This window comes from Streptomyces sp. L500, from assembly GCF_054551825.1.
The window spans coordinates 1-10,915 of the sequence record NZ_JBTOLC010000081.1 but is presented as its reverse complement, the minus strand read 5'-3'; the positions used below and the strand labels follow the sequence as shown (position 1 = coordinate 10,915).

The following is a 10,915-nucleotide window of genomic DNA, read 5'->3' as shown; positions in this document are numbered from 1 at the left end:
ACACTGATGCAGGTTCAGGTAGCCCGAGGCCGCGGCCTGGGCCTGGGCGGCAGCTGGGGCGGCCGCGGTCATGCCCGTGAAGGCACACATACCCGCCGCAGCCGCGACCACGGGCCTCCATACGCGTCTGATCACCGATCGCAGCATTCTGGCTCCTCCCCAATACCACGCGGCACCGGACGCCCCGGCCCGCGACGCAACAGGCTCAGGAGACCATCGGCAACGACGGAAAGTAACGGACTGAACGTACCACCCTCCCATTAGGTGACGAGTCGGCCAATCTTGCGACTGGCCCGCCTATCGGGGAGGCATCAGCCACCTGACAGCCCCCGAGACCGCACACGCCGTCATCCATGGCCGACAGCCGGCGCCCAGCACGTGCAGCACCGACGTCTTCGTCCTGGCCGGAACCCTGTGGGCCTGCCTTACCGGCCGATGGCCGGTCGACTACAGAGCATCCGGCCTGCCCCAGCACCACACCCCGGACCAGCGCCGTGTCCTGCTGGCGAACCGGCGCTTCCACCTGAGCGGCCCCCTGCCGCACCTTGCCCTGCAGCTGAGCCGCCTATGACGGCTGCTGCTTAGCACCAGTTCGCGTTCAGTGATGTTCTCTGAGCGTTTCACGGCTTTGCCCACGTTGTAGCTGTCGGCCCGTCGGTTCTTCGAGCCGGGCCCCGCACGGCTCACCCTGACCGAGCGCCACTCTGACTACAGAAAGCCACTTGTCGCTTCGCGGCAGCTTCCGGAGTGCAGGGCGCAGCGGGGTGTGCGAGCCAGGTTCGGCCGGCCCGTTGGGCGGGAAGTGGAAAGGCGAGGTACCAGGCGAAAGGGGGAGGACATGACGCTGCTCGACCTGCAGGCCCTGGTGGCGGACGACGACCACGGAGACGGGCTGTTCTTGGGGCGGAGCGACAATCCCAGCAACTTGAGTGTCATTCTGTGTCACGACGACTGACGGATTGTTTTTACCGGGGTGTTTGGGTTCAGGCACGGATTCCGTGAACTGGACCGTGCTGCCGTGCGCTGGTGACGCCCCGTCATCCTGGGCATCTACCGACGCAGGATCGGCGATGCGCCGGTCGGCGCATGGCCGGTGCTCATCGAGTTGTCGGTGCGAGCCGGCTGTTCTGCGACAACCGTGACTGTGCAAGGGTGACCTTCGCCGAGCAGGTCGAGGGGCTGACTAGCCGCTACGGTCGGCGAACCCCCGTCCTGCAGAGGCTCTTCGGCGCTCTCGGTGTCGTCCTGGCCGCTCGCACGCGGTCTGGCTGGCGCGGCTGCTGGGCATCGCGGTCAGCCGGACGACCGTGCCGCGCGTGGTGATGGCGCTGCCGGAGCCGGCTTGGGCGGCCGCATGGCTGCGCGAGCACCCCGGCGTCGAGATCGTCTGCCGCGACCGCGCGGCATTCTTCGCCGAAGGCGCCCGCACCGGCGCCCCGCAGGCCCCGCACTGCGCAGATAAATTGCATGTCTGGCACAACCTCGGCGAAGCCGTCGAACGCCTCGTCTCCCACCATCGCGCTCTCCTGCGCGACCTCGTCGAACCGGAACCTTCGCCCGAACCCGACCCGGAGCCCGTGGCGACCTTTGCCGGTCAGGAGCCACCCGAGCCCTACCCGCCGGGGGAAGTTTCTCGACCGGCTCCGCGACACCCACGCCGCAGTACACGCCCAGGTCGGGCAGGGCCTGAGCCTGCGCGACCACGTCCGTCCGCTGCGTCCCGGACGCGGACCCGCCGCCAGCCGCCCGCCGATGGCCCGGCCGCCCTCACCCCGCGAAGCCACCCGCTGGATCATGAGCCACCCCGACCACCTATGCGCCGACGACCAACTGCGGCTCAAGACGCTGCCGGCCCGCTCGCCTGAGCTCACCGCCACCACCGGCCACGTCCGGACGTTCGCGACCATCATGACCAACCGCGAGGGAGACCGGCTGCGCGCATGGATCGCCGATGTCTGCGCCAACCATCAGTCTGGCCTGGCCTCCTTCGCCGCCGGGCTGATCACCGACCTCGACGCCGTCGTCTTCGGCATGAGCACCGAATGGTCCTCCAGCCCCGTCGAAGGCCGGGTCAACGACTCCAAGGCCCTCAAACGCGGCATGTTCGGCCAAGCCCGCCTCCCCCTCCTACGCAAGCGGCTCCTGCTGACCGCCGCGAGTCGCCAACCACAGACCGTAACGGGCCCTCAGTGGAGCTGATCCACTTCACGGGCCTCAGGCAGACCAGCACGATTCCGGCGCGCCCGTGCACGCACCCTCCCCCGAATCGTATATAGATGGAATAAATGCGGACCAAGCGGCGTAGACGCCGCCTATCAGCCCCAACCGAGGCACGGGAAGTAGGGGGTCATGGCTCGCAGTTTTCGAGTGTTCCATCCGAATCAGTCGCCTGGCGCTCAAGCCAAGAACTTCAACATCAACGGCTTCGACATCTCCAACGGTCACGCCGTGCTGGCCACTGCGGCGATCTTTCCGGGGGGTCCGGGCTCCTTCGGCCCTGACCTTGACCTCCGGCTCCAGGTCCATGGCCCAATCGTGTGGGTCTCCAACATCGTCCCGCACGGCGGACCGAACGAGGCCACGGGCATCGAGTACGTGGTGCACGTTGATAACGCGAGCACTCCGGTCAATGTTGCCGTCACTCTGACTGTGTTCGATAGATGCGAGGGCTTCGGCGTCGTCTGACCCGCACGCGCTTCCCATCAGCTACGAGGACAAGCCCGACCCTGACGAACGGCATCCAGAGCAATGATCCCGCCACCCCGACGTTGGTGGGCCCCGGCGGGCAGGCAGCCATGGCCTGAGTATCACGCTCCGCTGTCTGCCGCTTCGCGGTAGCTTCATGAGCGGAGGGTCGAGCCGCTGTGTCACACACCCGCCATCCTGGCGGAACTCGCTGATTCATGGCTGACTCACAGGTCCCGTGGGGAGTCGACGCCCTCAACGGTGCCGTGCTGCATCCACATGGCGCACCAAGGCGGCCTGGTATCTGGTGGCGGCCGACGACCGCGTGATCCCCCGTCGGTCGCCGGGCCGCCTCCCGGGGGTCCTGGATAGGGTCCGGTGGTGGAGATCTTTCATCTGCGCTACTTCGTCGCCGTCGCCGAGAACCTGAGTTTCTCCCGCGCGGCGCGGCAGTTGCACATGGCTACCTCGCCGTTGAGTCAGCGGATACGGGACCTGGAGCGGGAGCTCGGGCAGCGGTTGTTCGACCGGGACTCCCACCGTGTGGCGCTGACCCGCGCCGGGGCGGCGCTGTTGCCGGCGGCCAAGGACGTGCTCGGGCGGTTCGACGACATTCCCTGGCAGCTGCGCCGGGCGCTGGGGCCCGAGCGGCGGGCGGCGTACGTGGGGGTGGTGCCGGCCCTGCACCCAGGGTTGCGGGAGCGGCTCGCGCTGCTGGAGACGCGGTGTGCCGAGCAGTACGACGTCAAGCGCTGGCCCGGCAACAGCGGAAACCTCCTCGGCGCCGTACAGCGCGGCGACCTCGCCATGGCGCTGGTGCACCTGCCGGTGCACGCCGACGGGATCGAGGTGCTGGAGCTGCTGCACGAGCCGCTGGGCGCGTTGCTGCCGGCCGACACGTTCGGCGGCCGGAGCTCGGTGGCGCTGAGCGAACTCACCGACTACACCTATGTGACCTCCGCGCCCGGCACGCTCCCCACGTATTTCGACCAGCTCAAAGTGCGCCTTAAATCCGCCGGAATTCATAAGGAGATCAGCCTTAATATCGGGGATTACGCCAGCGTGCGCGAAATCGTGGCGAACGGTTCGGTCTTCGGAATTACGCTGCTCAGTGCGGGAAATAGCGGGGCGAATGGCGAGGGAGGAAGAGGCGCGAGTGTCGTCCTGCCGTTCCGGGACTTCTCGCCCACCCTGGCGACCGGGCTCGTGTGGCGCCGCGACCGGGCCCGGCCGGACGGTGATCTGCACGGACTGGTGCGGGAGGCGGGGGCCGTGTTCGCCGCGCCCGTCGAGGACGGCGAGAGCCCGGAATAACGGCCGGAATGACGTCCGAGATAACGGCGTGACCGCTGCGGTCACGCCGTTATTCGCGTATCGGTGTCACTGATCGCTTGGGTTCCGTCACCGCGCCGGACTAGCGTTTTCCATGCGAACGGGGAATCCCCTTCCCCGTATTGCCCTCGAACTGGAGTGGTGATGGAATCCGCAGCAGTCGCGACAGCCGCAACAGCCGCAACAGGTAAAGATGCCCCCGGTGGGCCCCTCGCCGGAGTGCGCGTCATCGACATGGCCACCGTCGTCATGGGGCCGTACGCCGCACAGATCCTCGGCGACCTCGGCGCCGACGTCATCAAGATCGAGTCGCCGAACGACACCGTCCGGATCGGCGTGCTGCACCGCACGCCCGGCATGACGCCCCTGAACCTCAACGTCAACCGCAACAAGCGCAGCGTCACGCTCGACCTCAAGGACGAGCGCGAACGCGCCACGGCGCTGGAACTGATCGGCACCGCCGACATCCTGATCACCAATATGCGCATCGACGCCCTGCGCCGCCTGGGCATGGACTACGACAGCCTCGCCGTCGCCAACCCCCGCCTCGTCTACGCCCACGCGCAAGGGTTCCGCCCGGACTCCGACCGGGCCCGGCTGGCCGCCTACGACGAGACGGTGCAGGCCGCCTCCGGCCTCGTCGACCTCGCGCAGCGCGCGGGCGACGTGGGGGCGCCCGTCGTACTGCCGAGCATCTTCGGCGACAAGGTCGCCGCGCTGACGATCGTGTACGCGGCACTGGCGGCCCTCGTCCACCAGCGCGCGACCGGTCGCGGACAGCACGTCGAAATACCCATGGTGGACACCCTGCTGGCGTTCAACCTGGTCGAGCACCTTCAGGGCCGCGTCTTCGAGCCGCCGATGGGGCCGACCGGCTTCCCGCTGTCCATGAACAAGGGACACCGCGCCCGTCCCACCAAGGACGGCCTGGCGATGGTCATCCCGTACACCCCGCAGAACTTCCGCGACCTGTTCGCCGCCGCGGGACGCCCCGATCTGGCCGAGGACCCGCGCGTCAACGGCGAGTTCATCGACTCCACGCGCGACGGCGAGGCCCTGGCCGAGCTGCTGGAGACGGTGACGCCCCGGCTGACCACCGCGCGGTGGGCCGAGGTATGCGCCAAGCACAGCATCCCCTTCGGCCCCGTGCTGCGGCTCGACGAGGCCGCCGAGGACCCGTACGTACGGGGAGGCCACCTGCTGGACGTCGGCGAGCACCCCACCGAGGGCGCCTACCGGGTCATCGGCATACCGTTGGCGTTCTCCGCCACCCCCGCCTCGGTGCGCCGGCACGCGCCACTGCCCGGCCAGCACACCGACGAAGTACTCGGCGAGCTCACCAACGGTGAGGCACGGCGATGAACGACAGCGTCCGCGTCGAAACCGTCGCCAGCGCCCTCGTCGTCACCATCGACCGGCCCCAAGCCCGTAACGCCGTCGACGCCGAGGTCGCCCGGGGCATCGCCGACGCCGTCGACCGCCTGGAGTCCGACCCCGGCCTGCGGGTGGGGGTCCTCACCGGCGCGGGCGGCACGTTCTGCGCGGGCATGGACCTCAAGGCCGCCGCCCGCGGCGAGCAGGTGACCGTGCCCGGCAAGGGCTTCGCCGGGCTCGCCGAGGCGCGTACGGCCAAGCCGCTGATCGCGGCCGTCGAGGGCCACGCCCTGGGCGGCGGCTTCGAACTCGCCCTGGCCTGCGACCTGGTGGTCGCCGCCGAGGGCGCCCGCTTGGCCCTCCCCGAGGTCAAGCGCGGGTTGATCGCCGGCGGCGGCGGGGTCGTACGGCTCCCCAGGCGCGTCCCGCACCACGTGGCGATGGAACTCCTCCTCACCGGCCGCGCCATCACCGCCGAACGCGCCCGCGAACTCGGCCTCGTCAACCGCCTCACCCCCGACGGCCGGGCCCTCCCGGCCGCCCTGGAGCTCGCCGAGGAGATCGCGGCCAACGCGCCGCTGGCCCTGGCCGCGGTGAAGAGGACCGTCCGACGGGCGGACGGCGCGTCCGAACCGGAGGCGTTCGCCGCGCAGACCGCCGAGATCGGCACGCTCCTGCGCTCCGCCGACTTCGCCGAAGGCGTCCGTGCCTTCACCGAGAAGCGCGAACCCCGCTGGAGCGGGCGATGAACCGCGCGCGGATCCTGCGGACCATCAGCACACCCGCCACAGCACCCGCGTACGCCCCGGCCGCCGTCCGCTTCACCGACCGCGAGTACCTGAGCATCGTCTACCGCACCGACCCCGAGGCGCTGCGGGCCGTCGTGCCCGAACCGCTGCGCGTCGACGCCGACGAGCCGCTGGTGCGGTTCGAGGTGATGAAGATGGGCGACGCCACCGCCTACGGCCCGTACGTCGAGGCCGGGCAGGCCATACCGGTGCGTTTCGGGGACGAGCGCGGCGAATACCTGCACGCGATGTACCTGGACAGCTTCGCCGCCACCGCCGCGGGCCGCGAGGTGAGCGCCTACCCCAAGGCGATGGGCACACCCGCCCTGTACGCCGAGCACGCCGCGCTGGTCGGCACGCTGGACTACGGGAGCGTACGCGTGGCCACCGCCACGATGGGCTACAAGCACCACCCGCTCGACCCGGAGCTCGCCCGCGAGTCGATCGCCGTGCCCACGTACATGCTCAAGACCGTCCCGGACTACGACGGCACCCCGCGCGTCTGCGAGCTCGTCCGCACACGGATCACCGACCTGGTGGTCAAGGAGGCGTACACCGGGCCCGCGCGGCTGCAGCTCTTCGCGCACGTGCTGGCCCCGCTGGCCGACCTCCCGGTGCGCGAGATCGTCTCGGCGAGCCACATCGTCACGGACCTCACCCTGGACCGGGCCGTGCCCGTCCACGACTACCTGACCGAGGAGGACCCCTCATGACCGCCGCCGTCGTCGGTGCCGGCACCATCGGCCTCGCGTGGGCCGCGCTCTTCGCCGCGCACGGAATCGAGGTGACCGTCACCGACCCGCGCGACGACCTGGACGCGGCCGTGGACGAGGCACTGCCCATGCTCGCCGCCGGACTGCCCGGCAGCGACGCGACGGAACTGCGCCGCCGCATCCGCACCACCCACGACCTGGCCGAGGCCGTGGCCGGAGCGCGGCTCGTGCAGGAGAACGGCCCGGAGAACCTGGAGTTCAAGCAGCACCTCTTCGCCGACGTCGCCCACCACGCCCCGGCCGACGCGCTGCTCGCCACCTCCAGCTCCGGCATCGTCGCCACCCGCATCGCCGAGCGGCTGCCGGACGAGGCCGCCGCACGGCTGCTGGTCGCCCACCCCTTCAACCCGCCGCACATCGTCCCCCTCGTGGAGATCGTGCCGGGCGAGCGCACCACGGAGAAGACCGTGGAGGAGGCCATCGCCTTCTACCGGGCACTGGGCAGGACGCCGGTACGACTGCGCAAGGAACTCCCCGGATTCGCGGCCAACCGCCTGCAGGGCGCCGTACTCCAGGAGGCGATCCACCTCGTCCTCAGCGGCGTGGTCGACGCGGAGGAACTCGACACGGTGATGAAGGCGTCGCTGGGCGGCCGCTACGCCGCCGTCGGCCCCTTCGAAAGCTTCCACCTGGGCGGCGGCCCCGGCGGCATCCGGCACATGATGCGCCACCTCGGCCCCGGCCTCGCCGAGGGCTGGCAGCGCCTCGGCCACCCCGAACTGGACGCCGCCGCCGTCGCCACGCTCGTCGGCCAGACGGAGGCCGCCTACGGCAGCGGGCCCGACGCGTACCGGCGACGTGCCCTCCTCCGCGACCGCAAACAGATCGCGCTCGACGCGGCGCTGCGCCAGGCCGAGAACGACTGAACCTCACGTACAGGAGTCACTTCCATGCCCAAGCCCGTCAACACCACCCCCGATTTCTTCGGATACGCCGACCTGCTCAGCGAACCCGAGCGGGCCGAGCTGGCCGCCGTCCGCGACTACCTGGAGAGCGAGATCAAGCCGCTGTTCGACGCCTCCTGGGAACGGGCGGAATTCCCCTTCGAGGTGATCGAGAAGATCGCGAAGCTCCGGCTGGCCGGATACGCCTACCCCGAGTACGGCGACGGCCGCCACCGCAGCGAGCTGTTCTCCGGCTTCCTCAACCTGGAACTCAACCGTGTCGACGCCTCGTTGGGAGTGTTCTCCGGAGTCCACACCGGGCTCGCGATGGGCAGCATCCACGGGGGCGGCAGCAAGGAGCAGCGCGACCGCTGGCTGCCGGACATGGCCGCCATGAAGAAGATCGGAGCCTTCGCCCTGACCGAGCCCGAGGGCGGCTCCGACGTCGCGGGCGGCATGCGCACCACCGCCCGGCGCGAGGGCGACACCTGGGTCCTCGACGGCGCCAAGCGATGGATAGGCAACGGCACCTTCGCCGATCTCATCGTGGTCTGGGCCCGCGATACGGCCGACGGACAGGTCAAGGGCTTCGTGGTGCAGAAGGGCGCGCCCGGCCTGACCGCCACCAAGATCGAAGGCAAGATCGCGCTCCGCACCGTGCAGAACGCCGACATCACCCTCGACGGGGTGCGCGTCCCCGAGACCGACCGCCTCCAGCGGGTCGACGGCTTCCGGGACACCGCCGCCATCCTGGCCCGCACACGGGGCGGGGTGGCCTGGCAGGCCCTGGCGGTCGCGGTACGCGCCTACGAACTCGCCCGCGCCTACGCCGTCGACCGTGAGCAGTTCGGCAGGCCCATCGGTGCCTTCCAGCTGATCCAGGACCTGCTGGTGAGGATGCTCGGCAACATCACGGCCATGTTCGGCATGGTGGTCCGCCTCAGCCAGCTCGCCGCCGCCGGCCGCGACAGCGCCGAACAGGCCGCCCTCGCCAAGGCGTTCACCACCGCCCGGATGCGCGAGTGCGTGGCCTGGGCCCGTGAGCTCTTCGGCGGCAACGGCATCGTCCTCGACTACGGGATCGCGAAGTTCTTCGCCGACGCCGAGGCCGTCTACTCCTTCGAGGGCACCCGGGAGATGAACACCCTCATCGTCGGCAAGGCCGTCACCGGCCACAGCGCCTTCGCGTGACGAGCGGGCGGCCGCACAGATTCTTGGACTTGAGGGTCCAATCCTGTCTCCCTACCGTGCTCGGCGGATCACTTCGTGCGCACAGAGATGCGCAACAGCGATACGCACAGAGAGAGGTGCCCCCATGCACGCGATCCGTATCGAGGAGCACGGCGGTCCCGAGGTCATGCGGTGGACCGAGCTGCCCGACCCCGTCCCCGGCCCCGGCGAGGCGCTGGTCCGGCTCGGTGTCGCGGGAGTGAACTACATGGACGTCGGTGCCCGCGCCCAGGGCGGGCCGGGGTGGGCCGCCCCCGCGGTCCTGGGTGCCGAGGGGATGGGATACGTCACCGCTCTCGGCGCGGGCGTCGAGGACCTGGCCGTCGGTGACCGGGTGGCATGGTTCTACCACCCCGGCAGCTACGCCGAGTCGCTCGCCATACCGGCGGACTCGCTGGTCAAGGTGCCCGACGGGATCACGGACGAGGTCGCGGCCGCCGTGATGCTCCAGGGGCTCACCGCCAGTCACCTCAGCACCGAGACCTACCCGATCGGGCCGGGGGACACGGCCGTGGTGCACGCGGCGGCGGGCGGCGTGGGCCTGCTGCTCACCCAGATGGTCAAGGCCCGGGGTGGTGACGTGATCGGTCTGGTCTCGCGCGAGCCGAAGGCCGCCGCCGCGAGGGAGGCCGGCGCCGACCACGTGCTGGTCCACTCCGGCGGCGGCTTCGAGGAGCGGATCAGGGAACTGACCGGCGGCCGGGGAGCGGACGTCGTCTACGACGGCGGCGGCACCGAGACGTTCCGCTCCTCGCAGCTGGCCCTGCGCCCGCACGGGGTGCACGCCTACTACGGCCCCTTCATGGGCGTTCCGGCCCTCCGGCCGACCGACCTGCCCAACAGCATCCTGCTGACCTACCCGGTGATGTTCCACCATGTGCCCACCCGCGAGGCCCTGCTCCGCCGGACCGGGGAGATCTTCGGCCTGGTCCTCGACGGGAAGCTCACCCCGCGCATCGGAGGCCGCTACGCCCTGGCCGACGCCGCCCGGGCCCACGCGGACATCGAGTCGCGCGGGACCACCGGCAAGCTGCTGCTCCTGTCCGGCCCGCCGTCGCGCATCGCGCCCGGGCCGACTTCAATGGGCGCGACAGCTCACACCGGGAGGACAGGTGTCGTTGACCCGCAAGGGCGCCGCGACCAGGCGGCGCATCATCGAGGGAGCCGCCGAGGAGATGCGGGAGCAGGGAGTGTTCTCCCTGCGGCTTGAGGACGTGATGGGCCGCACGGCCACCAGCAAGAGCCAGTTGTTCCACTACTTCCCCGGCGGGAAGGACGAACTGCTGCTGGCCGTGGCCCGGCACGAGGCGGCCCGGGTCATCGCCGACCAGCAGCCGGAACTGGGCTCCCTGACCAGCTGGGCCGCGTGGTGGCAGTGGCGCGACAAGGTCGTCACCCGCTACCGCGAACAGGGCGAGAACTGCCCACTGCACGCTGCCATGTCACAACTGGGCACGGCCACGGACGCGGCGCGGACCGTGGCCCGTGAACTCCTGCGGCACTGGCAGGACCAGCTCGCGGCGGGCATCCGCCACATGCAGGACACCGGCGAGATCGTCCCGGTCCTGGACGCCGACCGCGAGGCCGCGGCCCTCCTCGCCGGGGTGCAGGGCGGCGTGATGATCCTGTTGACGACGGGCGGCATCGAGCATCTGGAGGCCGCCCTGGACCGGGGCATCGCACACCTGCGTGGAATTCCCCTGGCGAGCCCCGCATAAGTTGCTATGCTGCTGCGGATTCTGACCGCTCGTTGAGGAGACCGGACATGGTGGTGGACGACGACATCTCCGGGTGATCACCCGGACCCGACAGGCCACCGGCCGGTGCGTGGAAACATCCGCGGAAGCAC

The 10,915-nt window shown here is 70.3% G+C and carries 10 protein-coding genes and 1 pseudogene; all 11 read left to right on the top strand.

The genetic code is table 11. The features are described from left to right. Positions 1-838 precede the first annotated feature (838 nt). Positions 839-955: a SapB/AmfS family lanthipeptide gene (locus tag ACX9I7_RS32000; RefSeq protein WP_387567579.1), complete on the top strand. Its 117-nt coding sequence runs from the start codon at positions 839-841 to the stop codon at positions 953-955. An 839-nt stretch (positions 956-1,794) separates the two neighbouring features. After that, the gene (locus ACX9I7_RS31995) at positions 1,795-2,199 is read left to right on the top strand and encodes a hypothetical protein (RefSeq protein WP_459389320.1); all 405 of its coding nucleotides are present in this window, start codon (positions 1,795-1,797) and stop codon (positions 2,197-2,199) included. A 150-nt stretch (positions 2,200-2,349) separates the two neighbouring features. Further along, complete coding sequence (locus ACX9I7_RS31990; RefSeq protein ID WP_459389319.1) at positions 2,350-2,685, top strand: hypothetical protein; 336 nt, start codon at positions 2,350-2,352, stop codon at positions 2,683-2,685. Positions 2,686-3,066: 381 nt separating this feature from the next. Then, positions 3,067-3,999: a LysR family transcriptional regulator gene (locus ACX9I7_RS31985; protein ID WP_459389318.1), complete on the top strand. Its 933-nt coding sequence runs from the start codon at positions 3,067-3,069 to the stop codon at positions 3,997-3,999. A 162-nt stretch (positions 4,000-4,161) separates the two neighbouring features. Continuing rightward, positions 4,162-5,379: a CaiB/BaiF CoA transferase family protein gene (locus tag ACX9I7_RS31980; protein ID WP_459389317.1), complete on the top strand. Its 1,218-nt coding sequence runs from the start codon at positions 4,162-4,164 to the stop codon at positions 5,377-5,379. Next, complete coding sequence (locus ACX9I7_RS31975; RefSeq protein ID WP_459389316.1) at positions 5,376-6,140, top strand: crotonase/enoyl-CoA hydratase family protein; 765 nt, start codon at positions 5,376-5,378, stop codon at positions 6,138-6,140. Before ACX9I7_RS31980 ends, ACX9I7_RS31975 begins: the two co-directional genes overlap by 4 nt. Beyond that, positions 6,137-6,892 carry an acetoacetate decarboxylase gene (locus ACX9I7_RS31970; RefSeq protein ID WP_459389315.1) on the top strand — a complete coding sequence of 252 codons (756 nt, stop codon included), beginning with the start codon at positions 6,137-6,139 and terminating at the stop codon, positions 6,890-6,892. The genes ACX9I7_RS31975 and ACX9I7_RS31970 overlap by 4 nt, the downstream gene beginning before the upstream one ends. Further along, complete coding sequence (locus ACX9I7_RS31965; protein WP_459389314.1) at positions 6,889-7,818, top strand: 3-hydroxyacyl-CoA dehydrogenase NAD-binding domain-containing protein; 930 nt, start codon at positions 6,889-6,891, stop codon at positions 7,816-7,818. Before ACX9I7_RS31970 ends, ACX9I7_RS31965 begins: the two co-directional genes overlap by 4 nt. Positions 7,819-7,842: 24 nt before the next feature. Beyond that, complete coding sequence (locus ACX9I7_RS31960; protein ID WP_459389313.1) at positions 7,843-9,027, top strand: acyl-CoA dehydrogenase family protein; 1,185 nt, start codon at positions 7,843-7,845, stop codon at positions 9,025-9,027. A 124-nt stretch (positions 9,028-9,151) separates the two neighbouring features. Beyond that, positions 9,152-10,108 (top strand): annotated as a pseudogene (locus tag ACX9I7_RS31955) (quinone oxidoreductase family protein); the annotation flags it as partial. 70 nt (positions 10,109-10,178) lie between these two features. Then, entirely contained in the window at positions 10,179-10,784 is a 606-nt protein-coding gene (locus tag ACX9I7_RS31950; RefSeq protein WP_387567593.1) for a TetR/AcrR family transcriptional regulator, read from the top strand. Positions 10,785-10,915: the final 131 nt, after the last annotated feature.